Below are 26757 nucleotides of genomic sequence, written 5' to 3' on the forward strand. Positions count from 1 at the left end.
CAGAAAACAGAAAGGCCGGTCAATGACCGGCCCCTTGGCGTTGAATTATCAGCTTAGTTCACTTCCAGCTTGTCGCGATTGCGATCCAGGATCGCCTTGCCGATGCCCTTCACTTCCAGCAACTCATCCACCGAGGCGAATGGCCCATTAGTATCACGATACGCAACAATCGCTTTGGCTTTCGCCTCGCCTACTCCGGACAACTGTTTTTGCAGAGTTGCTGCGTCGGCGCCGTTGAGATCGACCTTTTCACCTACAGATACCGTTACCGCCTCCGTCACCATCGTCGCCTTTTCCACCTGAGGGGCCGCAACAGGTGCCGCAATCGCAGCGATCGAAGCACTTGTGAGGAAGGCGAAAACCAGGGAGTAGAAAAAACCGTTACGCATAAATGACGCTCCATCATCGTTTGAGAAAGCAGCTTTTCCGAAGCTGCTCTTCAAACTTAGGCGATGGTTGGCGGGTGTCAAAAATGCGTCTATTACAGGATGTGAAACAATCAGGGTTCGAGACGGCGTTGCTGATAGATCCAGTCGACGATTTCGCTATCAGGGCTGTAACCGCTAACGGTTTCGCGCAGAAGTTGGCGGACGCGCGCGTAGTCGTCCTGCTCAACTGCCGCCAACAACTCAACCAGCTTTGCCTTGAGCACATCCCAGGAAAGGTAATCCTCGCTGGCAGTCATGATCATCGGGTGCAGAGTCGCCGCAACGTTATCGCCAATCAGCAACTCTTCGTAAAGTTTTTCACCAGGACGAAGCCCCGTGAATTCAATGGCGATATCACCATGTGGATTCTTTTCCGATCGCACACTCAGACCAGAAAGGTGAATCATCTTTTCTGCCAGCTCGACAATCTTCACCGGCTCACCCATATCCAGAACAAAAACATCACCGCCCTGCCCCATTGAACCTGCCTGAATCACCAACTGGGCGGCCTCAGGGATAGTCATGAAATAGCGGGTGATCTTCGGATGAGTGACCGAAAGGGGCCCACCTAATTGGATCTGTTTATGGAACAACGGAATAACCGACCCGGAAGATCCCAGCACGTTCCCGAAACGCACCATCGTGAAACGGGTTTTATTGACACGGGACACATTCGACGTATCACCAAACAAAACAGGGGCCAGCTCGCGGCTCAGAGCCTGGAGCGTCATTTCAGCCAAACGCTTTGTACTACCCATCACGTTGGTTGGCCTGACTGCCTTGTCCGTGGAAATGAGTACGAAGTTGGCAACGCCGGCTTGCAACGCGGCTTGCGCGGTGTTCAGCGTACCGATGACATTATTGAGTACGCCTTCGGCAATATTGTGTTCAACCATCGGAACGTGTTTATAGGCCGCGGCGTGATACACCGTGTCGACTCGCCACGTCCTCATTACGTCCAGCAGTTTGTCCTGGTTGCGCACAGAGCCAAGGATAGAGAGCAACTTTACAGGCAACGATTCGCGCACGATCCGCTGCTCCAATTCCGACATGATGCTGTAAAGGTTGAACTCACTGTGTTCAAACAACAGGAGAGTGGTGGGCCGCAAAGCAAGGATTTGCCGGCACAGTTCAGAGCCGATCGAACCACCGGCGCCGGTCACCAGAACCACTTGTGACTTTATGCAGTGTTCAAGCAGATCGCCCTGTGCGGGTACGGCATCACGGCCAAGCAGGTCGCCGATGTCGACCTCTTGAATGTCATCGACTTTCACACGACCGCTCGCCAGATCCATGAAACCGGGAACACTTCGCACATGCAAAGGAAAACCTTCCAGGTACCCCAGAATTTCACGACGTCTTCCACGATTGGTCGAGGGTATGGCCAGAAGGATTTCCTGAGCGCCAGTCGCCTCGATCATCCGCTGGATATGCTTGGGCTTGTAAACCTGTAATCCCGAAATAACCCTGTCGGCAATACTGCTGTCGTCATCGATAAAGGCGACCGGACGCATGGCTCGCCCCATGCGCAGCGCAGCAACGAGCTGGTTGCCCGCCGCCCCGGCGCCATAAATGGCAACCTTGGGCAAACCATTGTCTCGGTTAGTGAACGGTACGTGCTGAGCAGCGGTAAACCAGTCACCGAGGAAATATTGACGCATCGCCAGCCGCAGACCACCAATCGTGAGCAGACTGAGCCACCAATAATTGAAAACAATTGAGCGGGGTACAACTTGCTCATGATTGCTATACCAATAGACCACAAGGCCGAGTATGAGCGCTGACAGGCTCACGGCCTTTACAATTTCGATCAGCGCATCGTTACCGAAGTAACGTAGAACCGCGCGGTACAGACCGAAACGAATGAAGAGCGGAATCGCGATGACAGGAGCACACAGGAACAACCACGTGTGATCTCTCAGCGGGTTTATCATATCGTCAATTCCAAGACGAACGACAAAGGCCATCCAAAGCGCAATCCAGACCAACACTACATCGGTCCCAACCTGCATCAGCCTTTTTTGCCGCCGAGGAAGCTGGAGTAGCCATTGGCGAAGCATTTCAATATCCTTTTCAAAAAATCAAGCGACAAGCTTAAAGCTCAAGAGGGTTTATCTCAATTGACTTCGAGGCTCTTTGCCCCTGTGCACCTTGAAAATTGCACTTGGAAGAAGCACCGAACTAGCCTTCGCGTTGACCTGCTTTGAACCGCAAGGCCAAAAGAATCAACGGTACGTAGGCTATCAACAAACCGACACCCCCCTCTAAACTGCCAAGGGCCACCAAAGTGGCAATCGGCAACAGCCAGATCAGGTTGATGCCGGTAACGGACAACGTGATGGGCAGATGCCCACCAAACTGACGTGATGCATATTGATAGGCATGGTTGCGATGAGCCTCGTACACCTTGTCACCCCTGACCAGTCGGACAACGAGGGTACAGGTCGCATCGACGATGAATACGCCCAACAGGATGAGCCACCCCCATAATAATGCAGGGTTGACCCACGCTGCTTGCAACGACAAGAGACCCAGCGTAATTCCCAGGAACCCGCTACCCGCATCACCCATAAAAATGCGCGCCGGGGGGAAATTCCAATATAGAAAACCAGCCACTGCCAAGGCCAGCACTATGGGACCCCACACAAATTCGATGTGTCCGGAAACAAAATAGAGTAGCGCCCCGCCCAGGCAAGCAAATATGGCTTCCATACTTGCCAATCCATCTATTCCGTCCATGAAGTTATAAAGATTTAACAACCAGACAAGATAAAAACTTCCGAACACGTAACCAGCCCAAGCTAAATTCAACGACATCCCGAATACTTGAATCGGCGCCAATCCGCCGATAATAACCAATCCCGTGATCGCAGAGACAAAATGCCAAAATAACCGCCAGCGGGCTGGAGTATGGGCATAATCGTCGAGCAAACCGATGACAGTAACTCCCCCCCCAGACACGGCGATCGCCCCTATCACGGACCATTGAATCAGCCCGGTCAGTGCAAGCAAAAGCGCGCTCAATACAAATGAGACAGCAATGGCCACACCTCCACCCGTGGGGGTAGGTAGCTCATGAGAACTTCTCGCATTAGGAATATCTATCAGATTATTGGAAAGCGCATATCGACGCAATAAAGCTGTCCCAGTGAGTGCACCAGCAAGCGCCAACGATAAAATCCAATACAAGTTCGTCATCAACGATATTCCAAAAAATCTTTAGCCGTTCTATTCAACGCATCTTGTACCGAAACGGGCGAATTCCAACCCAATAACGTTTGGGTTTTACTGATATCAACCTGCAGAGATTTGCACAACCGCTGAGACAATGCGCGGCGTCCTAAAGCAACTGCGAAGAAAATCAACATTTGTTCAGGCACGGGAACCAAACGACTTTTGACGCCTAGGGCCTCGGCGGTGCGATTCAGCAACTCAGTCGTAGAAAGGTCAACGCCATCGCTAACTAAAAATATCTGACCGGCGGCGTTATGATGCGTAACGCAAACCAAAATTAAACTGACCAGATTTTCGAGTGAAACCAAGCTACGTCTATTATTAATAGCGCCGAAAGGCAGAGGTACGCCTTTTTTGAGCCACGTCATCATTTTCCGAAAATTTGCCTTGACGCTCGGACCATAAATCAAGGTGGGGCGAATAATAACAACCTCCATACCCGTTTCGCCGGAAAGAGCCAGTAACGCCTCTTCCGCCTCCTTCTTGGAAATCCCGTAGGGGTCGGATGGCGTCGGAATATCGTCAGCAGTGAACGGGCGACCAGGCTCCGTCTCCTCGCCATTCACTTTAATTGAACTGATAAAAACAAAACGTTTAACCCCGGCTTGCGCAGCTTGCCGGGCAAGATTGACTGTGCCCTCGACATTGACTCTGCGAAATTCTGATAACGCATCCGCGACGACTTCTTTCATCACATGCACCCGTGCAGCAGCGTGAACAATAACCGCTACGCCCTTTAGACACCCCTCCCATTCGGTTGATGATGAGATATCGGGGATGCAGAATGTTTGGGTGTTTGCTACAGGCGATTTAACTTTTGAACGCACGACGGAAATTGGCAAATAACCCGGTTGGTTTTCCAAAGCTCTGACCAATGCAGATCCAACAAAGCCGGTTGCCCCAGTGACCAAGACTCGCAGAGGTGCGTGCTCTATATCCATAGTCAATCTGAAAACCCCGCGTACTCGAGAGCGATGTATTTTTTAGAATCATCGAAATTACAAACTATTTTATGTTTTTGCGAACGTTCACATCTGTAACAAGCCCGAGAACATAGTCTCCGAACAATTTGAATGGCTCAACAATCACAAGAAATATATTGCAGCCCTTATTTACAATTTCGGCGGATTTCGAAAAAAATTGTTCAACACCTTTGCCAAGCATAACTTTAACAAAAAATAAAAAACCCTTACGCGACTCAGGAATAGGCTCGTCACTTCTTTCGCCGCGGCTGCCGATAACCATATCCTCCTGATCCTCATTCACCGGATCCATGAACTCCTTCCACGACTTGAAATGCGGCGCTAACTGGCCTTCCGGACTAACCACAGGGTCATTTCTCTGATTCCGTTCAAGCCAAGGCGCGCGTTCGTACAGCGAGAAACCACCGAGCCCACGAGTCACAGCCCTATCGCGAGTAGGCACACTTTCACACACTGGCTCAAGCATGGTATTGACGGCCAGTCGCACATCCCTGGGCTCCACCCATATGTATAGGTCCATGGTTCTGCCGCTGACTCTGCAAGTGTTCGAATTTCATTTGTTCCACCAACGATTTAAAATTTAGGAAGTTTTCCAGGAATCCGCGCGTATTGCAGTCTATCGAACCGTGACCGGGGGGGACGTTTCGGTTTTGGCATTTTCTCGTGAGCTTGGGAAGGCAACAATGGCCCATGAGCCTGGATGGTAGCAAAGTCGCATGGGGTGGAAAACGTGTGGCAGCTAAACGGAGGGGCAAAAAAACGCCTCAGTGTGGCATCATATGCAGCGAAATTCGTCGCCTGCCGGCTGGCGATGTGCAGACCTGAGCCGCTGAGCCTGATCCGCCAGCAGCTTGGCAACGATCAAGTTATTGCTTCGGTTTGTGTGTTCATCAACACCATTCCCTCGGAACCTAGGCATATATTGCAGGCAGGAAGCCGATTTTGATGACTGTAGGCGGAGATGCCGTAGATCCGGTGCGCGAGGCTGGTGGTGGCGTTGTAGCAAGCCGGATGATCTGTAGGCACCTGCGGGTGCAATCCTGGCGTTGCTGGATGTCTCGATTGAGGGACGCAGCACCCTAGCTGACAATGGGGCTGAGTTCTATCGAAAAGAACTGTCATTTCAAATCGGTTTTGATCTCTCTGGCGAGCATTTCAAGCGTTTGATGAAATGATTCAAACGCCTTTTTCTCCAACGATAATATTTTTCAAGGATCTCCGATGTCAAAACGCTTATTCGATATTGTGGCCTCCATGGCCGGGTTGATTGTCTTGTCTCCCGTGATCGTAATAGTCGCATACTTGATTCGCAAGCGATTGGGATCACCGATTTTGTTTCGACAGGTCAGGCCAGGCCTAGGTGGTAAACCCTTTGAAATGGTCAAGTTTCGCACGATGCGGGACGCGTTGGACGCCAACGGTAACCCCTTGCCCGACTCGGAGCGAATGACGGGTTTTGGCAGTTTTCTTCGATCCAGCAGCCTGGATGAGTTGCCTGAGTTGTGGAACGTCATAAAGGGGGATATGAGTCTGGTTGGGCCTCGTCCACTGCTGATGGAGTACTTGCCTCTGTACGATACATTACAGGTTCGCAGGCATGATGTACGCCCAGGCGTCACTGGGTGGGCTCAAATAAATGGTCGCAACGCACTGTCCTGGGAGGAAAAGTTCAAACTGGATGTATGGTATGTAGATAATCAGTCCCTTTGGCTCGACATTAAGATTATCCTTCTCACTGTCAAAAAAGTTTTGGTCAGGGATGGGATCAGTGCTCAAGGTGAAGTCACTATGACCAAGTTCACCGGGTCCAAAAGATGAAGAGATTGGCAATTCTCGGTGCGAGTGGTCACGGAAAGGTTGTCGCCGACACGGCTGAATGTTGTGGATGGCGAGGCATCGAGTTCTTTGATGATGCATGGCCTCAGGTTTCATCCATCGGGCTGTGGCCGGTAGTTGGAACAACCCAGGACTTGCTCCACCGCGTGCAAGAGTTCGACGGTGTCCTGGTAGCTATTGGCAACAACAGTGTCCGCCGCAGTAAAATTGACGAACTGAAGGCTGCAGATGCGCAAATTCCTTCGCTAGTCCACCCCTCTTCGATCATAAGCCCATACGCTAAGATTGGGGCTGGAACCGTGGTGTTTGCACTGGCAGTGGTCAATGCCTATGCGACAGTCGGTGAAGGGGCGATTCTGAACACGGGATGCAGCGTGGATCATGACTGCACTCTTGGTTTGTGCGTGCATATCAGTCCCGGGGCCCGCTTGGCAGGCTCCGTGAACATAGGCGATGGAAGCTGGGTAGGTATCGGTGCCAGCGTCAGGCAGATGCTCAGGATAGGTTCCAACGTGATGGTTGGTGCCGGTGCCGCAGTGGTCTGCGATATTTCTGATAATAGCACTGTGGCAGGGGTTCCCGCTCGAGCGATTGTCAGGTCCTGAATGCCCAGGCATCGGATAAATGTGACTGATTAGCCGTTCGAATTTTCGACGGTTCTTTTTAAATTATGGATGGCAGGTAAAAACCGTGTTGAATTCCCCATTTTCTCCTTGGCCTTCGTTCACAGAAGAAGAGGCCGATGCCGTTCGCGATCTGATTCTTTCCAATAAAGTTAACTATTGGACCGGGCAAGAGTGCCGCGAATTTGAAAAGGAGTTTGCCACTTGGGCAGGCACGGGATACGCGATCGCCCTGGCGAACGGTACCGTTGCACTTGATCTTGCTTTAAATGCTCTGGGAATCAGGCCCGGAGATGAGGTCATCGTCACCCCACGGACTTTTCTGGCGTCGGTTTCCAGCATCGTCAATGCCGGTGCAGTTCCGGTCTTTGCCGAGGTCGACCGAGATTCCCAGAACATTACCGCGCAGACAATCCAGGCTGTACTGACTCCCCGTACCCGCGGCGTGATCTGCGTGCACCTGGCTGGCTGGCCATGCGATATGGATCCGATCATGGAGCTTGCGGCCCTCCATGACCTCAAGGTAATCGAAGACTGCGCCCAAGCACATGGTGCAATGTATAACGGACGTCCTGTGGGCTCCATTGGTCATATAGGTGCCTGGTCATTTTGCCAAGACAAGATCATGACCACCGGGGGTGAGGGCGGGATGGTTACGACGAATGATCGTAGTCTCTGGTTGAAAATGTGGTCTTTCAAGGATCATGGCAAGAGCTGGGAAGCCATTTACGAACGCGAGCATCATTCAGGCTTCCGTTGGCTGCATGAAAGTTTCGGTACGAACTGGCGAATGATAGAAGTGCAAGGAGTCATAGGCCGGATTCAGTTGCGTCGCATGGCCGAGTGGCGTGCCAGCCGAATCAACTATGCGGAACGTATCTGGTCGGTTTCTCGTGAGCTTAAAGGTTTGCGTGCTCCAATGGTTCCTGAAAACTGCGTTCACGCTGCCTATAAATGTTATGTGTTCGTAGAGCCGGAGCAACTGAAGGCCGACTGGAACCGCGATCGGATTATGTCCGCTATTTCCGAGCTTGGAGTTCCATGTTTTTCTGGTTCTTGCTCTGAGGTGTATCTCGAGAAAGCGTTTGATGATACCGGCTGGCGCCCAGAAGAACGACTGGCTGTGGCGAAAGAGTTGGGAGAGACAAGCCTGATGTTCATGGTGCATCCAACGCTGACTGAAGCCGAAATCGATAAGACCTGCGACGTGATTTGCAGCGTAATGCAACAAGCCAGTCAGCCCTAGCGCTACTTCGGCCTTGGGACACCTTTGGTGTCTCCTGGGCCGGCTTATTGCTGGTAAGAGTGTTACGATGAGCTGTGTTATTACCTGAACCTTGCCAGATTACACCGTCGAATTTCTCAACATCGTGCTTTTGTATCTGGGATTTTGGAAGCAAATTTATGAGGTTGCCTGGGAGTAATCTCGATCCGGGCGGCGTGGATTTCGCCACAGCGACTTTGGACCTGGTAGATATTATCTCGTTGACGCTACACGCGCCCTATTTCGACACCTGAATAGAGGTAAAGGGTTTACGAGCCATCGGAGGCATGCGTATCAATTCACCTCGCATCGATACCAGACGCATCCACCGCTCACTCCGTCTTTCGGCGGAATCAGCGCCTAATCGAGCGCCGATCAGTCCATCCTGTACGTGCGTGAAATTTGGCAGGCACCTAAACCGACGGAGACCTTTTCAACCAGCGGGCGCAGGAAGTTCGGTCGCTTCTGCTCGATGGTTATCGCGGTTACCTGATGACCGACGATTATCCTGAGCACAAACTCCTGCATGTCGCGGTTTCAAACCATCGACCAATGCCGCCCCTACGAATCCGGTCGCTCAGGAAAGCAAGACTCGCTGAGGTAAGCGATGTAAATCAACAGTCAGCTCGAAAGCTTCTGTACTCATTTATCAACAAATCTGAACAATTGTTCGCGCCAAAATCGCTACACGCACGATCTCGGGCAGCAGTACCCATCGCCGACATTAACGGGGCATTGTTTAAAGTAGATAGAATAGCCGCTTCAAGCGCCGCAGAGTCTCTGACTGGAACTAACACCCCGGTTTCGCCATCGACTATTGCATCTGACAAGCCATAGATGTCAGTACCAATCGTGGGCGTTCCCATGGCTGCGGCTTCGATAACGACTGTGCCAAATCCTTCCCGATAACTGGGGAGACATAAGAGATCGGCGAGCGCCATATATTTTTCCGGCTCATCGGTATAACCAACTGTCTTTATATTTTTTCGCACGTCCACATCTGTAATCTGGGCGACGATATTCTCTCCGGCAGATTCAAATGGACCAACAAACACAAGAAAGATATTGCTGTCTTTATTCACGATCTCGGCAAATGCAGAAACGAGTTCTTTAATGCCTTTGTCAGGTGTAATTCTGCCAACAAACAAAAGAATTTTACCCGACTCCGGAATATCCAGATCGGCACGTAACAAACTTAGTTGTTCCGCAGTGTAGCGGGATGGATCAAACCGATTCAAATCGATACCGGCAATAGAGCCCACACCTATTACCGATATCTTTTCAACCTTGATTATCCCGCAGGAAACGAGAAATTTTTTCTGACTTTCACTATCAGCATAACAATGAGTGTTCAACAAACCGATAACTCTGTCGCACAGTTTTAATATTGATCGCTTGACACCAGTCATGGTAGCCCACGGCTGCCCTGTAAACGTATGCAATCGAATCTTCGTCCCCGAAAAAACACCTGCTATAGCACAAAGCAATCCGGCTTTGGGAGTAGTTGAGTGAATGATATCAAATTTGTTTTTTCTGAAAATGCGAACCAGAGCGACTAGACTTAAAAAATCCTGGACGAGATTGATTTCTCTCTCAATATTTACTGGCACATAGGTCAAATTCTTATTTTTCGTAAGCTCATTACTCATTTCGTCGCGACTGGTAATGACCGTAACCGCCATACCGGCAGCGCTCAACGCTTGGATCTGAGCTTGCAGGTGAGCAACCACAAAGAGCGGAACTGTCGAAACTCGAGCAATCTTTAATTCATTAGTTTGCAATGAAAATCTCTCCTCAATGACTTGGCGCCGACCATACCTATGTAAACCCAGCAAATTCCTGTACCTGCAGTCTTTAAGACGTGCCCTAGATTATAGCTTATATTCTGAGGCAATCAGTCTCGTAAAACAATCAATACGCCCCTGATCAGACTGCTGTTTTTTCTAAGAAAAGTTCACCGATGCTAGTAGGAACTTTTCTTTCAGGGACAAAACCAAGGATTTCTTGCAGCTTGATCGACGGGTAAGAAGTCTTGGCTACCAGCGTGTCAATCCTCGCTTGAGTAACAGGCAGTCGTAAAAAACGATTGGCAATGCCGACCATCAGACGCAATGGTGCTTCGGGGACACTCCATTCAGGTCTCGAAACACCCTGCGCGTCAGCCATTCCATTTATAAGTTCGAATAAAGCACAATCATTGGAAAGGTTGAATATTTCACCTTTGGCCTTACAGTCGAATCCACAAAGCATCAAGGCAGAGACAACATCATCAACGTGTATATAGGTGGCCACCGAGTCTTTTTTGGCGGAACCGATGTAAAAAAACAATCCTTTCCGTACAATTCGCCCCAATTGCCTAAGTGAGTTATTAGTCATACTTGGGCCAAACACATTGGAAGGTCGCAAAACAGTAAAACTAAAAAACTGATTATTTCTGTTTTTGGTTACCCGCGAGTCCCCGATAGTTTTCGTTTCTTCGTAAACGCCTTGTGGATTTTCGAGCGTTAGTTCGTTTACAACGCGACTAGCTCCTCTTGCAGGCCCATACGCACCTACACTGCTCAATTGAACAAAATGTATGGGATGCTCTTTCCGCGCCGATTGATTTGCAGCTGCGACCAATCGCTCCGTAGCATCCACATGAAGAGAGCGCATAGACTCTTCTTTATGGATTTCACCTGCACAATTAAAAACCACATCACAACCGCAGAGCAAGGCATTAAAATCAGTATCGGGGCTGGTCAAGTCAGCACAGACGACTTCAACGTTATCGTCCTCGCATTCGAAGGTGGAACGAGTCACCACTCTAACTTTATGACCAGCCTCACAAAGACGCAAAAGCAGCGAGCTTCCAATGAATCCTTTGGCACCTGTCAACAATATCAAAGTTTGTCTCCTTGTTTGATGGTGATAGACTTCTCTTCAGCATAAAAACGTTGCTGACCTTTCGCGAAATTATTGCTGACTGCACGGATGACATAAGCCAATTCCAACGGATAGTAGATCCAAGAATAGACACCAAATCTATCATTATAAGCCACATCAAACATCGCGATATGAAGACAGGAAAGCAAAGCGCAGACATAGAAAATATAAGTTTCTCGCTTATTTAGCTCTCCTCCAAGCAACTTTAGAACCACCAGCAAAATTACAGCAACCGAAGAAAATGCCCAAAAATCCCATCTAAACCCAGTAATATAATCAATATCACCAACATCATTATAGTTAACAGCCAAACCATAGCTGAACGACAAATCAAACAACACCGAAACCAATAAAACAAACAACTTCAAATATGAAGCCAAAGAGAATCCTAGCCACAAAACCATTAAACCAGAAACTCCCACCTTAAGGACCAACCGTCGAAATAGAATAACTGGAAAATAAATAATGGATGATTTATGAAATAGAGTCGCAATTATTGTATGGATCACACCACGCTTCCAATACCCTCTCGTAGCACAGTATAGTGATAAATTTATAAAGCACATGGCAAAGCCTTGCCGAATAACGTTAGCAGTCAACGAAAAGAAAAACGGGTAAAACAGAACCGCCGCAAAAACAATCAAAGACCAACGGGACTGAACACCAAATATTGCTTTGATCAGAAAATAATACGACCACAAAAACATAAATGTAATGAAATAAAAAAAACTCTGGTAGTCGAGTGACAAATACCCAAAAACTCGCACAATCCCAATAAATCCCGGCTCAAATGTTTGAAAGGGGTTTTCCAGGCCGGAATTCAAGTCATTAAAGAAATTAATATAAACCGCCGTATCACCCTCCATATCAAAGGGTCGATTAGACACATCATGAGAAACGACGGCGATTGCAAAAAACACAGCAAAGAGCTCAATGACTCGATTGACATCTACAACGCTGCGATTCCGTGCCAGAGTTTGGAACGCAGCAAACAGGAACAGAAAAGTGCTAACCAGATAAAACGCCGTGCCGTAAAGATCTAGACCTAACATCCTATCGCCTCAGTTGCTGCGGACCCACAATGCACACTCATCACCGTACCTTGTTCTCGGGTCCGACACGTTTTCGGACGTTTACAGTCTCACCAATTTTGTGGAATCGAAAACAGTGTAAATTTCGCAATAAAAACATCAGACTCTTTACGGTACATTTATGAGTTGACCTTGCCATCGCTAAGAAGGTGACGAAAAAATTAGCGTATAGATCAGTCCTTAATTTCGGCTGCGAATTAAAATAGCCATACAAATCATTAAGATATATTGTATAGGATTTAATCCTACCGGTAGTTGTAGACAAGTAAGAACCTGCTGACAGGTTACATCTATACCTTACCAACGGCGCATTGATATAAGCCGCCTTTTTATTGGGAAGTAAGGAATCTATTACGAAAAACCACTCCATAAATTCCCGATCAATCACCGCCCGCCTGGAATCCCGTCGATAGGCGTAGGAGCTGTGAACAGCAATAGCACCCCAACGAGCCATTTCTTCCAGTGAGATCAAAGACACCATATCTGTATCTGCCTCAGGGAATTGTGTTTCTGACGAATACGAATTATCGTCCGAAAAATAGACTGCTTTGTGAAATACGACATTCACGTCTGAGTTATTTTTAAATACATCATATTGCTGCTGTAGTTTCCCCGGCAGCATGACGTCATCACCATCAAAGTGATAAACAACATCGCCGGATGCCATTTTATGCACACCATGATAATTCAATGCCGCGCCGACATTTTTATCTCTGAGCAGAAGTTTGACTCTACCCGGATGCCTATCAGAGTATGCGCGAAGCCTGTCCTGAGTACGATCAGTTGAACAATCATCCGAAACTATGATCTCACAGGCAAAGTTGATTTCTTGAGAAAGTATGCTATCCAGACACTCTTCTATGTAATCTTCCTGATTATAGCAGGATACCACTACGCTCCCGGTTAACATCAAATACTCCTCCTTCTATAAATCATAAATCCAATAATTGAAACCAAAAAATATACGATATTCATTATCAAATTAGCGAGAAAAACTCCCTTAACCCCCAATCCGCTGTGCAGAAAAGAGAGGCTTAATCCACAGAAAACAAAACCTTGAGTCAATTCACTTACTAGGTAAATCCTCAGCGCAGCCTTCGCGACCACAACAAAACTTATTACATAGGTTGAAATACGAAAAAAATCAGCCAACAGCTGATATTTTATCAAGCTTTCAAGTTCTACAAACTCTGCTGAAAGCAATAAAGGTATGAGGTATTGTCTCAAAGCGTAAAAAACCAACGCCCCGGATATAAAAATCACCATGACTAGTTTCATAAACCTTAAAACCAAAGGCGTAATATGAGAAACTTCCGCCTTCTCCGACACCATTGGCATAAAATACACGGCAAGAAAAATGGTAAAAAAACCCATATAAGCGCTTGATAGCTTGATGGATGCCTGCCATATGCCAGCCGCTACAAAACCAACATTATCAATAATCTGCTCGCGAATTATTATCTCTATCAGTGGGACACTGATTGCACCTACCATTGCCATCAATGTAAACGCCATTAGCCGCTTGAATCCTTCGGCCTCGTACTTCAAACCTTTCGAAAACTTAAAGAAAATAGACCGCCGATAAAAATACAATGCCGGGATCGTGTAGAACGAGAAAAAAAACACCATCGATAGCGCAGCACCGATAAGGTGAAAATTCTTGATCAGAATCCAGCTCACAGGCAGTACAAGTACATTCCCTGCAATTTGAATAAGCGCATACGTTTTGGTGTCCCGTAGCCCATTGATGACTCCGGTCACCAGATTAGTGAACGCAAATCCAAATTGAGCAATAGAAAGAAAGATAATAATCCAGTAATTGTCCGGAGTTTTAAATATATAGCCCGATAACAACTTGGAAAATATGCAGCCTAAGAAACAAATAAGTGTGCAAAATACCAAAGAATAAGCTTTTGACACCGCGACTGTATCCATCAGTCTTTTCGGCTGCTTTTTATACTGGGCAACATATTTGATCAGACCGTTAACAATCCCGCCCCCCGCAAGTAACGACAGAAGGGTTACTACGCTCATAAAGTGGCCAAGTTGTCCCATACCTCCGGCACCGAGGTAAACCGCGATAAGCTTAATGAAGGCGAAGCCCACCCCGATCTTGGAAATCTGAGCAATGGTAGTAAAAGCGGCGCTGATGAGCGCACGCTTTTTGTCAGAAGCATCCGATGCAGCCTTACCGGAAAGTTGCATTTACTGCACCGATCACAGTCGTAGCTACTTGCTCCATTTCCGACTTTTGCATGCCATACCAGATTGGCAGACGGATAAGGCGCTCACTCTCAATAGTAGTGTGTACATCTGTGCCATGAAAGCGACCTAGTCTCAAACCGGCAGGTGCAGAATGCAACGGAATGTAATGGAAAACAGCGCCAACCCCCTGTTTTTTTAGAATATCCAAAACCTGGGTGCGAACTTCAATATCCCGGACTTTTATATAAAACATATGCGCATTACCGACACATTCATCCGGAAGACTAGGAAGTTCAATGCAGCCGTCATTCGATGTTTTTTGCAATGCTTGGTAATAATAGTCCCAAACAGCATGTCTGGCTTGATTGATTTGATCTGCTTTTTCGAGCTGACCGAAAAGATAAGCTGCTTGAAGCTCCCCTGGAAGGTAGCTGCTACCAACATCGACCCATGTATATTTATCAATCATCCCGCGGAAGAAAAGACTACGATTGGTGCCTTTCTCACGGATGATTTCGGCTCTGACAACAAATTGATCATCATTGATCAGGAGCAAGCCGCCTTCGCCACCACTTGTATAGTTTTTTGTTTCATGGAAACTGTAAGCCGCCATGTGGCCTATTGTTCCCAATGCTCGCCCTTTATAGGTCGACATCATGCCTTGGGCAGCGTCTTCAATCACAAACAGATTATGCCGATTGGCAATGGACATGATTGTGTCCATCTCGCACGCTACACCGGCGTAATGAACCGGAACGATAGCTTTCGTCTTGTCAGTAATTGCATCTTCAATTAACGATTCATCAATGTTCATGGTATCGGCACGAACGTCAACGAAAACAATCTTTGCGCCGCGCAAGACAAACGCGTTCGCTGTGCTGACAAATGTATAGCTAGGCATAATTACTTCATCGCCTGGCTGTATATCGATCAACAACGCCGCCATCTCGAGTGCCTGAGTGCAGGAAGGTGTCAGCAGCGCTTTCTTACAGCCCACTTGCGCCTCGAACCATGCCTGGCAACGAAGTGTAAAATCGCCATCACCGGACATTTTTCCGCTTCGCATTGCGGTGATGACATGCTGGTCTTCGTTACCAGTATAAGGTGGCTTGTTGAATGGTATTGTCATTTTGATTCATCCAAAAACTGTTGTTCCAGATCCAAAAGATCCCGCTTGCGCTCTTTCACTCGAACCGCCGGAATGCCTGCGTAGATACCCCATGACTCGGTACTTTTAGTCAGTAAGGCCATCGCACCTACGGAGCAGCCCTCTCTGATAATTACCCCAGGCATGATTACGGCTCCCGCGCCCACTATGACGTGCCGTTCGAGCGCCACCTTCTCAAACTTCTCGTTCTTGAATTTTTTCGGAACGAGCGAGTTGGTCAAGGTGGCGCCGCTATAGTCATCTGATTGCGAGAATACTTTTACGCCATACGCCAATGTGCAGAAATCCGAAAACTCTATCCCCGGCTTTCCGCCCGCCACTAAACACATCGGAGTAATATGGTTGTACTTGCCAAATATCACACGACCTGACACAACACAGAAATCATCGATTCGCGTATGATCGCCTAACTCTATCAACTCTGGGTTATAGATACTGGCCTTATCGCTGATTTTGACTTCTTTGCCGAGTTTCTTGAAACCCATTTCTTCTAGCTGTGCTGCATTCAAGTAGGCCATGACTCACCTGCAATAAAAAGCGTGAACACCGAAAAATCACTGTTCATCATGTTCTTTGATGAGTCCGAGCAGGTATTGCCCGTAATTATTTTTCTTCAGCTCATTGGCTGTTTTGTACAGTTCGGCAGTAGTTAACCACCCGTTCTTGAACGCGATCTCTTCCAAGCAGGCGATTTTGAAGCCCTGACGTTTTTCAATGGTTTCAACGAAATGAGAAGCTTCCAGTAAACTTTCGTGAGTTCCCGTATCCAGCCACGCAAACCCTCGGCCAAGGAGCTCTACCTGCAAATCACCCCGATCCAAATATGCCTGGTTGATCGATGTAATTTCCAACTCGCCTCGTTCCGACGGTTTTACTTTTTTAGCGATTTCAATGACATCGTTGTCGTAAAAATATAAGCCGGTTACTGCGTAACTGGACTTAGGCTTCAGGGGCTTTTCTTCAATGGACATTGCCTTTCGACTTTCATCAAACTGCACTACACCAAATCGCTCAGGGTCTTTTACCTGATACCCGAACACGGTTGCGCCACTCTTGCGTGTAGCAACATCCTGAAGCATTGTGGTGAAGCCTTGGCCATAGAAAATATTGTCGCCGAGAACAAGGCACACGGAGTCTTCGCCGATGAACTTTTCACCAATAAGAAATGCCTGGGCCAAGCCATCTGGACTAGGCTGAACTGCATAACTGAGATCCACACCAAATTGAGCGCCGTCAGCCAGCAAGCGCTGAAAACCGGTGAGATCGTCCGGGGTGGTGATGACAAGGATTTCGCGAATACCGGCGAGCATTAGCACCGAAAGCGGATAAAAAATCATCGGCTTGTCGTAGATAGGCAGCAGCTGCTTGGATACGCCCTTTGTCAGCGGATACAAACGTGTACCTGAACCCCCCGCCAGAATGATGCCTTTCATTTTCAACCCTCTCGCCTGATCCTAGGCTTTCACTAACATTGGAACATTAATCATCTGACCGGGCATAATTATACATTTGTTTCAATGATGAATGGCCGGAAGCAGATGCAAAGCATGTTGTTCACTGGCTTCTGAACCAGTATTGAATGGCTCAGAAACTCATGATTTATAGACATAAACACCAACGCAAAAAAGGTGATAGACAAGACCTATCGATCAACACGAAAATTTTGGCCAGCCAATTCCTTCCGATTGATCAGAAGCGCGTTGCGAAGCAGTACGACGATGATCCCCAGCATGATACCGACAATCAGACCACCCAGAACGATCAGGGCAGTTTTCGGTTTCACAGGCTCGCCGGAAAGTTCAACATCACCGTCCATGCGAAATGTATTAACCTTCCGAAATTGTTGGGACAATTGTTTATAGAAATTGTAATTCGCCTCGAAACCACGCAGCTTCTTGATGAATGGATCGTCAGACTTTCTCACTTGCAGATTCGCTATCTCGGCTTCGAGGGCCTTAGTGCCGCGCATGTAAGTAAGTTCACCGCCCATATTACCCGCGATATTTATCGACTGATTTGGATTTCCGCTGACAATAGGCGGCTTTTCCAGGCCAATGGCTTTGGCGACGATCAGTGCCTCGCGTAGTTTCGCCAGCGAATCCTGTCTGGCTCTCTCGCCTTCGTCTCGAAGCACGCTTATTTTTTGATTAAAATCCTGTACAGCAACGTCAAACTCACCTGCAAGATTCTTATTAATCTCTTGCAGGGACAGCTCCTGCGCTCTGGCGATATATTGATCTACCCATTGCTGCGCGCGTCGTGCGTCCGGATCCTGCAGCACGATCTTGAATCGCTCATTCACATCTTTGCCGACCGGCGCGATCGTAAGATCCTTGTTCAGCTTTTCATAAAACTTGCCTTTAGGATCATCGCTTTGCCCCTGGGCCGGCAGGTAAGTCCTGTCGAAGAACTCGCGACGCAAGGATTCGGCCTGCAAGTTTTTCAAGAATACCGAGTAAACATCCTTCACGGTTAATGGTGCAAGATTGAGCGTGGCTCGCCCCTTGTTCAGGCTCTGAATGTCGTTCTGTGTAGGCGGCGTTATGAAAGATCTTGCTTCATAAATTGGCTGGGCCACAAATGCATAGGCAGCCGCCATGGCGACTCCTAATGCAGCAAAACACAGAATCACAATTTTTTGGCGCCAAATTGTAAAAATGAGGGAATAAACATCAAGCCCTTCATTAGCAACTTCGTTTCCGGAATTGACTTGCATATCCTGATGCCCTTGAATTAAAAATTTCATGATTTTTATATCGCACCACCGAGTGCGCATACCAACGGCTCAATTCTCATCGAATTTGGCAGTCGCGACTCTTGTTAGTGGCTTAACTCATTTCTAAAACCACTTAAGTCGATAAAAAATCATTTATGTATTTGTAAATTGCTCATTTTCCCAAAATCTCTCCGAGCACTCGATCCAGACCCGACTGCCAGGATGGGAGGTGTACGGAAAAGCGCTCCCGGAGCTTGCGGGTATCCAGACGTGAATTCATTGGACGGCGCGCAGGCGTGGGATAAGAACTGGAATCAACGGGATTGACCGTTGAAACAACCAGATCCTCGCCATTTTCTCGAGCAAAATCGAATATGTAGCTGGCATAGGAATACCAGGTGGTCTCCCCCTCTGCCGCAAGATGATAAATACCTATTAGATCAGAATTGACCAAGGCCTTTTGTACCGCCAGTACGGTAACGTCAGCAATCAAATCGGCTGCCGTTGGGGCGCCTACCTGATCGGATACGACGTTCAACTCTTTGCGCTCGCGAGCAAGCCGCAACATCGTTTTCGCAAAATTGTTGCCTCGCTGGGCATAAACCCAGCTGGTGCGAAAAATCAGATATTGACAGCCCGATTGAATAATTGCTTGTTCACCCGCAGCTTTACTCCTTCCGTACTGGTTCAATGGCGCAACTAAGTCAGTCTCTTTCCAAGGCTCGCAACCTTGACCGCTGAAAACGTAATCCGTTGAGTAGTGGACAAACCAAGCGCCCAGCGCCTTCGCCTCTTGCGCCATGATCTCGCATGCTTGAGCGTTTACGCGATCAACTTTCTCCTTGTCTGACTCTGCCTTATCGACTGCAGTGTACGCAGCAGCGTTAACGATCAGGTCCGGCTCGACTGCTCTTACTACTGCACGCAGCGCTTCGGCATCGGCGAGGTCAACAGCCAAGCCTTGAGCAGCATTATGCCCATAGGCCACCAACTCGCCTAACGGAGCGAGCGCACGCTGCAATTCCCAACCAATTTGGCCATTTTTCCCAAAAAGTAGAATTTTCATGCTTTGTGAGAGCGATCCGCATAGTTTTGATCAATCCACTGCTGATAGCTGCCGCTTTTGACGTGCTCTACCCACTCGGTATTGTTCAGATACCACTCTACTGTCTTGCGAATACCGGTCTGGAAAGTTTCCTCCGGCGACCAACCCAGCTCGCGCTGGATTTTGCTCGCATCGATCGCGTAACGCTGATCGTGGCCAGGACGATCTTGCACGTAGGTGATCAAACCTGCATGCGGGCGGTGAGCGGAATCAGGACGCAGCTCATCAAGAAGAGCGCAAAGGGTATGTACCACTTCGATATTTTGTTTTTCGTTATGCCCACCGATGTTGTACGTCTCGCCGATGCTGCCTTCGGTCACAACCTTGTAAAGTGCACGGGCGTGATCCTCCACATACAGCCAATCGCGAACCTGGTCGCCCTTGCCATAAACCGGCAGAGGATTGCCTTCCAGCGCATTGAGAATGATCAGCGGGATCAGCTTCTCCGGGAAATGGCACGGGCCGTAGTTGTTGGAGCAGTTGGTGACCAGCGTCGGCAGACCGTAGGTGCGCGCCCAGGCTCGCACCAGATGATCGGAACTGGCTTTGCTGGCCGAATACGGCGAACTTGGCTGGTACGGTGTGGTTTCGGTAAACAGATCTTCCGGACCTTCAAGGTCTCCATACACTTCGTCCGTAGAAATGTGATGGAAGCGGAAGCCAGTCTTGCGCGTATCATCGAGCTGAGCCCAATAATGACGCGCCGCTTCCAGCAGCGTGTACGTGCCGATGATGTTGGTCTGGATGAATTCAGACGGACCGGAGATCGAACGGTCGACGTGCGATTCGGCTGCCAGGTGCATGATGGCGTCAGGCTGATGTTCGCGTAGAACGCGGTCGATCTCGGCACGATCACAAATATCGACACGCTCGAACTCATAACGAGGGTTTTGGCTGACATCAGCCAGCGACTCCAGGTTACCGGCATATGTCAGCTTATCGACATTAACGACTGCATCAGTCGTATTGGAGATGATGTGACGAATGACTGCGGAGCCAATAAACCCGGCGCCGCCGGTGACGAGAATTTTCACGCGAGACCTTACCCTTGAGCTGCAGACAACGCCTCAGAGGTGCGTTGTCGTGATCCATGAATGCAAGAGCCTGAATGATTCGGCTCTTATCAGATTCAATCCAAAGCGACGTGGGAAACGGTCACTATCGAACAAGGGCAGTATTTTACAGCTTAATGGACGTTTTACTAATGGATATAAACACGCGGCAATGCAAATTCGATAGATGCCCATGTTGAGTGAAGCCTTCAAGACAGACGTTTGCGGGGTGTCCGGGACGAACGCCCCATAAACCAGCTCAAAACCCGGCCAATCAGCATGCCAAGCAGCAGCGACAGGACCATTACAACTGATACCGGTAACTGAGGACCCGCCCAGCCGAGAAACAATAACGATACTGCTTGCTGATTCTCGAGAGCGAAGGCGAGTATTACCAGCATCAGCAAAAGAATGAAAACGCAAATAAACACGCGCTTCAGCTTACGCATGAGCAACTCCTTGATAACCAGCGGTGTGGATCAAACTCCATCCTCCTCTTCATTCACCCGATCACGCAATTCCTTGCCCGGCTTGAAATGCGGAACAAACTTACCATCCAAACTGACAGATTGGCCGGTCTTCGGATTACGTCCCACACGTGGCGCGCGGTAGTGCAGAGAAAAGCTGCCAAACCCACGGATCTCGATGCGATCACCGGTAGCCAGGCACTGGGACATTTGTTCAAGCATGGTCTTGATGGCCAGCTCCACATCCTTGGATGAGAGTAGCCCTTGATGGGTGACAATTCGTTCGATCAACTCCGACTTCGTCATATTTTTCCCTTCTTTTTCAAGCAGCTAGATCAGCGCTTGAAAGGTTTTAGCACGCCCGGAAGAATTTGAACAGCCCAGGGATTGACATATCTTCCCTGGCGCCGAAACGCCCGTTTTCAGCGCACAAAAGCACAAGCCGAAGCCGCGCACATTCAACGGCACATGACCAGCATGGTTCGAGTGACGTAGCCTGCGGGATTGAAGCCAAACGGATATTCATCTTCATCCTTCGCCTGATCAGATCGGGTGATCACCCTGTAACCCGCCCCCTTGCACTCCTTCGCCGCGCGCCTTTGACATTTTTCCCACCCTGACCCCAGACCAGAGCAGTCAATTTCTATACCGCTGACACCTCGCACAGCATGAGTCTTGGCACTCGTGGTACAGCCAGCCAATACCAACAACGCCATCAAGACAATAAATCTGTTCATCCACTTCCTTATGCCAGGCAATGCCCGACTACTGCACGACTAATACCCAGCTTAGTCGCGAATAGGCGATTGATCCGATTAAAGAAACAGACAACCAGGCAGGAGGATTGGTTTCACGACAAACCCGATGCAGCCCAAGCACCCTTCGCCACCAAATCGCAGGCACAAAAAAGGGCGACCGAAGTCGCCCTTTTTCATGATCAAGCAGAACTTAGTTCTGTTTGGCCATTGCTTGACGCAGCAGTGCAGCCATAGTGGTGTCTGCTTCGCCTTCAGCTGCCGGAGCCGATTTCAGGCTCTGGATAGCTTCTTTTTCTTCAGCATCGTCTTTCGACTTGATCGAGAGCTGGATTACGCGGCTCTTGCGATCAACGCTGATGATCTTGGCTTCAACTTCCTGGCCTTCTTTCAGAACGTTGCGCGCGTCTTCAACGCGGTCACGGCTGATTTCGGAGGCTTTCAGGGTCGCTTCGATGTCGTCAGCCAGAACGATGATGGCGCCTTTGGCGTCAACTTCTTTCACGGTGCCAGTAACGATAGCGCCTTTGTCGTTAACCGAGACGTACTCGGAGAACGGATCGCTTTCCAGTTGCTTGATGCCCAGGGAGATGCGCTCGCGCTCTGGGTCAACCGACAGGATGACGGTGTCCAGCTCGTCGCCCTTCTTGAAGCGACGTACGGCTTCTTCGCCCACTTCGTTCCAGGAGATGTCGGACAGGTGAACCAGACCGTCGATGCCGCCGTCCAGACCAATGAAGATACCGAAATCGGTGATCGACTTGATGGTGCCGGAGATCTTGTCGCCCTTGTTGAACTGGCCAGAGAAGTCTTCCCATGGGTTCGACTTGCACTGCTTGATGCCCAGGGAGATACGACGACGCTCTTCGTCGATGTCCAGAACCATGACTTCCACTTCGTCGCCGACTTGTACGACTTTCGAAGGGTGGATGTTCTTGTTGGTCCAGTCCATTTCCGAAACGTGTACCAGACCTTCAACGCCTTCTTCCAGCTCAGCGAAGCAGCCGTAGTCGGTCAGGTTGGTTACACGAGCGGTAACGCGAGTGCTTTCTGGGTAACGGGCTTTGATAGCAACCCATGGATCTTCGCCCAGTTGCTTCAGGCCCAGGGAAACACGGTTGCGTTCGCGATCGTATTTCAGAACCTTGACGTCGATTTCGTCACCAACGTTGACGATCTCGGAAGGATGCTTGATGCGCTTCCAGGCCATGTCGGTGATGTGCAGCAGGCCGTCCACGCCACCCAGATCGACGAATGCGCCGTAATCGGTGAGGTTTTTGACGATACCTTTGACTTGCTGGCCTTCCTGCAGGGATTCCAGCAAAGCTTCACGCTCGGCGGAGTTCTCGGCTTCCAGGACGCTGCGACGGGAAACGACAACGTTGTTGCGCTTCTGGTCCAGCTTGATGACCTTGAATTCCAGCTCTTTGCCTTCCAGGTGCGTGGTGTCGCGCACTGGACGGACGTCAACCAGGGAACCTGGCAGGAACGCACGGATGCCGTTAACGTCGACAGTGAAGCCGCCTTTAACCTTACCGTTGATAACGCCCTTGACCACTTCCTCAGCTGCGAAGGCTGCTTCCAGAACGATCCAGCATTCAGCGCGCTTGGCTTTTTCACGGGACAGCTTGGTTTCACCGAAACCGTCTTCAACCGAATCCAGAGCAACGTGAACTTCGTCACCGACATTGATAGTCAGGTCACCAGCATCGTTGTAGAACTGTTCCAGCGGGATGAGTGCTTCAGACTTCAGGCCAGCGTGAACGGTTACCCAGCGAGCCTGGTAATCGATATCAACGATAACACCGGTGATGATGGAGCCTGCCTGAAGGTTCAGGGTCTTTAGGCTTTCTTCAAAGAGTTCCGCAAAGCTTTCGCTCATTTTAATTCCTGTAGATGAGGGCGAAGAATACGCCCATCTCCACACCCCAGACGGCGTGGGTTAGTTTCATTTAAAAGAAGCGCTGCAGGACTATGACTGGTCCCCTGCGGCCTTCTTGGTCACCCGGCGATATCGCGAATGGCGATCTCGCTCATGATGCGTTCAAGCACCTGATCGATGGACAACTCCGTGGAATCCAGCTGTATCGCATCTGCCGCCGGTTTGAGCGGGGCTACTGCGCGCTGGGTATCACGCTCGTCGCGTGCACGGATCTCATCTAGCAGACTCGACAGACTAACACCCTCGACTTTGCCCTTCAACTGCAAATATCGGCGGCGCGCCCGTTCCTCGGCACTGGCGGTGAGGAAAATCTTCAGCGGCGCATCCGGAAAAACCACAGTACCCATGTCACGACCATCGGCCACCAGGCCCGGCACCTCCTGAAAAGCACGCTGGCGCTGCAGCAGCGCCTCGCGGACTGCCGGCAATGCGGCCACCTGAGAAGCACCGGAACCGACGCTTTCAGTGCGGATGACATCGCTGACTTCATCACCTTCCAGAATGATGCGCTGCAGTTGACCGTCGGTCGCCGCGATGAACTGCACATCCAGATGAGCGGCCAGTTTCTTCAACAGCTCTTCATTGGTCAGGTCGACACCATGATTGTGCGCAGCGAACGCCAGCAGGCGATACAGCGCACCGGAATCCAGCAGGTTCCAGCCCAGACGCTTGGCCAGAATCCCGGCGACCGTGCCCTTGCCCGAACCGCTTGGCCCATCGATGGTGATGACCGGTGCAATGTTTTTCACGACTGAGCCTCTTGAACCACACGAATGCCGACCTGCGCGCACAGCGCGAGGAAGTTCGGGAACGACGTCGCGACGTTGGCGCAATCATGGATGCGGATCGGGGCAGTGGCGCGCAGCGAAGCGACGCTGAAAGCCATGGCGATACGGTGATCACCGTGACCATGCACTTCGCCACCACCGATCTGGCCGCCATCGATGATGATGCCGTCCGGGGTCGGCTGGCACTTGACGCCCAGCGCCAGCAAGCCGTCCGCCATGACTTGAATACGATCCGATTCCTTGACGCGCAGCTCTTCGGCACCGGTCAGCACGGTACGGCCTTCGGCGCAGGCCGCCGCCACGAACAGCACCGGAAATTCGTCGATGGCCAGTGGCACCAGCGCTTCCGGAATCTCGATACCTTTCAGTTTAGCCGCTCGCACGCGCAGGTCAGCTACAGGTTCGCCGCCGACTTCACGCTGGTTTTCCAGGGTGATATCAGCGCCCATCAGGCGCAGGATGTCGATCACACCGGTACGGGTCGGGTTGATGCCAACGTGTTCCAGCACCAGCTCGGAGCCTTCAGCGATCGAGGCCGCCACCAGGAAGAACGCCGATGACGAGATGTCGCCCGGCACTTCGATGTGGGTCGCGGTCAGCTTGCCGCCGGATTCGACCGACGCCGTGGCGCCATCGACGCTTACCGGATAGCCGAAACCACGCAGCATGCGCTCGGTGTGGTCGCGGGTCGGCGCCGGTTCAGTGACGGTGGTCTTGCCTTCGGCGTACAGACCCGCCAGCAGCAGGCAGGACTTCACCTGAGCACTGGCCATCGGCATGGTGTAGGTCAGCCCCTTGAGCTTGTGACCGCCACGAATGGTCATCGGCGGACGACCTTCGGCAGCGGTTTCGATCACGGCGCCCATTTCACGCAGCGGATTGGCCACGCGATTCATCGGACGCTTGGACAGCGACGCATCACCGGTCAGGGTGCTGTCGAAGTTCTGCGCCGCCAGCAGGCCGGACAACAGACGCATCGAAGTGCCGGAGTTGCCCAGATAGATCGGACCCGGTGCCGGCTTCAAGCCATGCAGGCCGACGCCGTGAATGGTCACGCGACCGTGGTGCGGGCCTTCGATGACCACGCCCATGTCGCGAAAAGCCTGCAAGGTCGCCAGGGCATCTTCGCCCTCGAGGAACCCTTCAACCTCGGTCACGCCTTCGGCCAGCGAGCCGAGCATGATCGAACGGTGGGAAATCGATTTGTCACCTGGTACGCGAATCCGACCGGACAGGCGGCCACCAGGTTGAGCCAGGAAAATCAGATCGTTGGAATTCATAGCGTCCACATAGGCCCTGCGGGCCAGGATTTTACTGAAATGCTCGCGGGCAACCCGGGCGCGCGTGAAGACGCCCAACAATTGGTGCCCATCCCCTGCATCGACCGCGTCGCGCAAGGCGTCGAGGTCGCTGCGAAATGTATCGAGTGTGCGCAGGACAGCCTCGCGGTTGGCGAGGAAGATGTCGTGCCACATCACCGGGTCGCTTCCGGCGATTCTTGTGAAATCGCGGAAACCGCCCGCAGCGTAACGGAAGATCTCAAGGTTTTCATTGCGTTTGGCCAACGAGTCGACCAGACCGAAGGCCAGCAGGTGCGGCAGATGACTGGTCGCGGCCAACACTTCATCGTGGCGCTCGACCTGCATGTGCTCGACATCGGCACCCAGTTCGCGCCACAAGCGATCGACCACCGCCAGTGCGGCCGGGTCGGTTTGCTCGAGCGGCGTCAGAATCACTTTGTGCCGACGGAACAGCTCGGCATTGGAAGCTTCCACCCCACTCTGCTCGGAACCGGCAATCGGATGCCCCGGGACGAAACGCGCCGGCATGCCGCCGAACGCCTCGGTCGCCGCGCGCACCACATTGCCCTTGGCGCTGCCGACATCGGTCAGAATCGCCTGCCCCAGATCGACGCTCGCCAGACGGGCCAGCACCTTCTCCATGGCCAGAATCGGCACCGCCAGTTGAATCACGTCGGCGCCCTGACACGCAGCGATCAGGTCATCCTCGCAACGATCCACCACGCCCAACTCGACCGCCAGCTTGCGCGATTGCGGGTCGAGATCGACCCCGACCACCTCACGGCAGATACCGCTTTCACGCAAGCCTTTGGCAAACGAACCACCGATCAATCCCAGACCGACCACCACAAGGCGACCGATCATAGGTGCAGCA

Annotated in this window: 25 protein-coding genes; 3 read left to right on the forward strand and 22 right to left on the reverse strand. The window is 50.5% G+C overall.

Annotation, left to right across the window (positions count from 1 at the left end):
- Positions 1 to 53: 53 nt before the first annotated feature.
- The 5 genes from NTD85_RS12210 to NTD85_RS12230 form a co-directional block, all read right to left on the reverse strand.
- Entirely contained in the window at positions 54 to 389 is a 336-nt protein-coding gene (locus NTD85_RS12210; protein ID WP_262142263.1) for a ComEA family DNA-binding protein, read from the reverse strand.
- Positions 390 to 499: 110 nt separating this feature from the next.
- Positions 500 to 2488, reverse strand: coding sequence for a polysaccharide biosynthesis protein (locus tag NTD85_RS12215; protein ID WP_262142264.1), 1989 nt, complete (start codon positions 2486 to 2488; stop codon positions 500 to 502).
- Between the two features lie 121 nt (positions 2489 to 2609).
- A complete protein-coding gene (locus tag NTD85_RS12220; RefSeq protein WP_262142265.1) occupies positions 2610 to 3626 on the reverse strand; it encodes an MraY family glycosyltransferase in 1017 nt (338 codons plus the stop codon).
- Positions 3626 to 4603: a UDP-glucose 4-epimerase family protein gene (locus NTD85_RS12225; protein ID WP_262142266.1), complete on the reverse strand. Its 978-nt coding sequence runs from the start codon at positions 4601 to 4603 to the stop codon at positions 3626 to 3628. The genes NTD85_RS12220 and NTD85_RS12225 overlap by 1 nt, the downstream gene beginning before the upstream one ends.
- A 64-nt stretch (positions 4604 to 4667) precedes the next feature.
- Positions 4668 to 5132, reverse strand: coding sequence for a hypothetical protein (locus tag NTD85_RS12230; RefSeq protein WP_262142267.1), 465 nt, complete (start codon positions 5130 to 5132; stop codon positions 4668 to 4670).
- 734 nt (positions 5133 to 5866) lie between these two features.
- Between NTD85_RS12230 and NTD85_RS12235 the strand changes: the two genes are divergently transcribed.
- The 3 genes from NTD85_RS12235 to NTD85_RS12245 all read left to right on the forward strand — a co-directional run bounded on the left by NTD85_RS12235 (position 5867) and on the right by NTD85_RS12245 (position 8350).
- On the forward strand, positions 5867 to 6463 hold the full coding sequence (locus NTD85_RS12235) for a sugar transferase (protein WP_262142268.1): 597 nt from the start codon (positions 5867 to 5869) through the stop codon (positions 6461 to 6463).
- Complete coding sequence (locus tag NTD85_RS12240) at positions 6460 to 7086, forward strand: acetyltransferase (protein ID WP_262142269.1); 627 nt, start codon at positions 6460 to 6462, stop codon at positions 7084 to 7086. Before NTD85_RS12235 ends, NTD85_RS12240 begins: the two co-directional genes overlap by 4 nt.
- An 85-nt stretch (positions 7087 to 7171) precedes the next feature.
- A complete protein-coding gene (locus NTD85_RS12245; RefSeq protein ID WP_262142270.1) occupies positions 7172 to 8350 on the forward strand; it encodes a DegT/DnrJ/EryC1/StrS family aminotransferase in 1179 nt (392 codons plus the stop codon).
- A gap of 632 nt (positions 8351 to 8982) precedes the next feature.
- On the opposite strand, the gene NTD85_RS12250 is transcribed toward NTD85_RS12245, so the two are convergent.
- From NTD85_RS12250 to NTD85_RS12330, 17 genes are all read right to left on the reverse strand, one after another.
- The gene (locus tag NTD85_RS12250) at positions 8983 to 10149 is read right to left on the reverse strand and encodes a glycosyltransferase family 4 protein (RefSeq protein WP_262142271.1); all 1167 of its coding nucleotides are present in this window, start codon (positions 10147 to 10149) and stop codon (positions 8983 to 8985) included.
- 145 nt (positions 10150 to 10294) lie between these two features.
- Complete coding sequence (locus tag NTD85_RS12255; RefSeq protein ID WP_262142272.1) at positions 10295 to 11254, reverse strand: NAD-dependent epimerase/dehydratase family protein; 960 nt, start codon at positions 11252 to 11254, stop codon at positions 10295 to 10297.
- Positions 11251 to 12345, reverse strand: a complete 1095-nt coding sequence (locus tag NTD85_RS12260) for an EpsG family protein (RefSeq protein ID WP_262142273.1) — start codon at positions 12343 to 12345, stop codon at positions 11251 to 11253. Before NTD85_RS12260 ends, NTD85_RS12255 begins: the two co-directional genes overlap by 4 nt.
- A gap of 40 nt (positions 12346 to 12385) precedes the next feature.
- The gene (locus NTD85_RS12265) at positions 12386 to 13294 is read right to left on the reverse strand and encodes a glycosyltransferase family 2 protein (protein WP_262142274.1); all 909 of its coding nucleotides are present in this window, start codon (positions 13292 to 13294) and stop codon (positions 12386 to 12388) included.
- On the reverse strand, positions 13294 to 14589 hold the full coding sequence (locus tag NTD85_RS12270; protein ID WP_262142275.1) for an O-antigen translocase: 1296 nt from the start codon (positions 14587 to 14589) through the stop codon (positions 13294 to 13296). Before NTD85_RS12270 ends, NTD85_RS12265 begins: the two co-directional genes overlap by 1 nt.
- Positions 14573 to 15718, reverse strand: coding sequence for a dTDP-4-amino-4,6-dideoxygalactose transaminase (gene rffA / locus NTD85_RS12275; protein WP_262142276.1), 1146 nt, complete (start codon positions 15716 to 15718; stop codon positions 14573 to 14575). Before rffA ends, NTD85_RS12270 begins: the two co-directional genes overlap by 17 nt.
- On the reverse strand, positions 15715 to 16275 hold the full coding sequence (locus NTD85_RS12280; RefSeq protein WP_262142277.1) for an acyltransferase: 561 nt from the start codon (positions 16273 to 16275) through the stop codon (positions 15715 to 15717). The genes rffA and NTD85_RS12280 overlap by 4 nt, the downstream gene beginning before the upstream one ends.
- A gap of 36 nt (positions 16276 to 16311) precedes the next feature.
- Positions 16312 to 17190 (reverse strand): glucose-1-phosphate thymidylyltransferase RfbA, encoded by an 879-nt coding sequence (rfbA, locus tag NTD85_RS12285; RefSeq protein WP_262142278.1) that lies wholly within the window; start codon positions 17188 to 17190, stop codon positions 16312 to 16314.
- 209 nt (positions 17191 to 17399) lie between these two features.
- A complete protein-coding gene (locus NTD85_RS12290) occupies positions 17400 to 18503 on the reverse strand; it encodes an LPS O-antigen chain length determinant protein WzzB (protein ID WP_262142279.1) in 1104 nt (367 codons plus the stop codon).
- Positions 18504 to 18645: 142 nt separating this feature from the next.
- Positions 18646 to 19539 (reverse strand): dTDP-4-dehydrorhamnose reductase, encoded by an 894-nt coding sequence (gene rfbD / locus NTD85_RS12295; RefSeq protein ID WP_262142280.1) that lies wholly within the window; start codon positions 19537 to 19539, stop codon positions 18646 to 18648.
- Positions 19536 to 20612 (reverse strand): dTDP-glucose 4,6-dehydratase, encoded by a 1077-nt coding sequence (rfbB, locus tag NTD85_RS12300; protein ID WP_262142281.1) that lies wholly within the window; start codon positions 20610 to 20612, stop codon positions 19536 to 19538. The genes rfbD and rfbB overlap by 4 nt, the downstream gene beginning before the upstream one ends.
- A 227-nt stretch (positions 20613 to 20839) precedes the next feature.
- Complete coding sequence (locus NTD85_RS12305) at positions 20840 to 21079, reverse strand: LapA family protein (protein WP_262142282.1); 240 nt, start codon at positions 21077 to 21079, stop codon at positions 20840 to 20842.
- Between the two features lie 30 nt (positions 21080 to 21109).
- Complete coding sequence (gene ihfB, locus NTD85_RS12310) at positions 21110 to 21403, reverse strand: integration host factor subunit beta (protein WP_262142283.1); 294 nt, start codon at positions 21401 to 21403, stop codon at positions 21110 to 21112.
- Between the two features lie 152 nt (positions 21404 to 21555).
- Positions 21556 to 21834: a hypothetical protein gene (locus tag NTD85_RS12315; protein ID WP_226499685.1), complete on the reverse strand. Its 279-nt coding sequence runs from the start codon at positions 21832 to 21834 to the stop codon at positions 21556 to 21558.
- Positions 21835 to 22045: 211 nt separating this feature from the next.
- Entirely contained in the window at positions 22046 to 23734 is a 1689-nt protein-coding gene (rpsA, locus tag NTD85_RS12320; RefSeq protein WP_003226898.1) for a 30S ribosomal protein S1, read from the reverse strand.
- Between the two features lie 119 nt (positions 23735 to 23853).
- On the reverse strand, positions 23854 to 24543 hold the full coding sequence (gene cmk / locus NTD85_RS12325) for a (d)CMP kinase (RefSeq protein WP_003226900.1): 690 nt from the start codon (positions 24541 to 24543) through the stop codon (positions 23854 to 23856).
- Positions 24540 to 26747, reverse strand: coding sequence for a bifunctional prephenate dehydrogenase/3-phosphoshikimate 1-carboxyvinyltransferase (locus NTD85_RS12330; RefSeq protein WP_242486643.1), 2208 nt, complete (start codon positions 26745 to 26747; stop codon positions 24540 to 24542). Before NTD85_RS12330 ends, cmk begins: the two co-directional genes overlap by 4 nt.
- Positions 26748 to 26757: the final 10 nt, after the last annotated feature.

Origin of the sequence: Pseudomonas sp. 13B_3.2_Bac1, assembly GCF_025466205.1 — a bacterium.
Taxonomy (GTDB): domain Bacteria; phylum Pseudomonadota; class Gammaproteobacteria; order Pseudomonadales; family Pseudomonadaceae; genus Aquipseudomonas; species Aquipseudomonas fluorescens_H.

Coding starts and splice junctions, on each gene's coding strand:
- NTD85_RS12210 (WP_262142263.1), bottom strand. CDS start 389: ATGCGTAACGGTTTTTTCTACTCCCTGGTTTTCGCCTTCCTCACAAGT.
- NTD85_RS12215 (WP_262142264.1), bottom strand. CDS start 2,488: ATGCTTCGCCAATGGCTACTCCAGCTTCCTCGGCGGCAAAAAAGGCTG.
- NTD85_RS12220 (WP_262142265.1), bottom strand. CDS start 3,626: ATGACGAACTTGTATTGGATTTTATCGTTGGCGCTTGCTGGTGCACTC.
- NTD85_RS12225 (WP_262142266.1), bottom strand. CDS start 4,603: ATGGATATAGAGCACGCACCTCTGCGAGTCTTGGTCACTGGGGCAACC.
- NTD85_RS12235 (WP_262142268.1), top strand. CDS start 5,867: ATGTCAAAACGCTTATTCGATATTGTGGCCTCCATGGCCGGGTTGATT.
- NTD85_RS12240 (WP_262142269.1), top strand. CDS start 6,460: ATGAAGAGATTGGCAATTCTCGGTGCGAGTGGTCACGGAAAGGTTGTC.
- NTD85_RS12260 (WP_262142273.1), bottom strand. CDS start 12,345: ATGTTAGGTCTAGATCTTTACGGCACGGCGTTTTATCTGGTTAGCACT.
- NTD85_RS12265 (WP_262142274.1), bottom strand. CDS start 13,294: ATGTTAACCGGGAGCGTAGTGGTATCCTGCTATAATCAGGAAGATTAC.
- NTD85_RS12270 (WP_262142275.1), bottom strand. CDS start 14,589: ATGCAACTTTCCGGTAAGGCTGCATCGGATGCTTCTGACAAAAAGCGT.
- rffA (WP_262142276.1), bottom strand. CDS start 15,718: ATGACAATACCATTCAACAAGCCACCTTATACTGGTAACGAAGACCAG.
- NTD85_RS12280 (WP_262142277.1), bottom strand. CDS start 16,275: ATGGCCTACTTGAATGCAGCACAGCTAGAAGAAATGGGTTTCAAGAAA.
- rfbA (WP_262142278.1), bottom strand. CDS start 17,190: ATGAAAGGCATCATTCTGGCGGGGGGTTCAGGTACACGTTTGTATCCG.
- NTD85_RS12290 (WP_262142279.1), bottom strand. CDS start 18,503: ATGAAATTTTTAATTCAAGGGCATCAGGATATGCAAGTCAATTCCGGA.
- rfbD (WP_262142280.1), bottom strand. CDS start 19,539: ATGAAAATTCTACTTTTTGGGAAAAATGGCCAAATTGGTTGGGAATTG.
- NTD85_RS12305 (WP_262142282.1), bottom strand. CDS start 21,079: ATGCGTAAGCTGAAGCGCGTGTTTATTTGCGTTTTCATTCTTTTGCTG.
- ihfB (WP_262142283.1), bottom strand. CDS start 21,403: ATGACGAAGTCGGAGTTGATCGAACGAATTGTCACCCATCAAGGGCTA.
- NTD85_RS12315 (WP_226499685.1), bottom strand. CDS start 21,834: ATGAACAGATTTATTGTCTTGATGGCGTTGTTGGTATTGGCTGGCTGT.
- rpsA (WP_003226898.1), bottom strand. CDS start 23,734: ATGAGCGAAAGCTTTGCGGAACTCTTTGAAGAAAGCCTAAAGACCCTG.
- NTD85_RS12330 (WP_242486643.1), bottom strand. CDS start 26,747: ATGATCGGTCGCCTTGTGGTGGTCGGTCTGGGATTGATCGGTGGTTCG.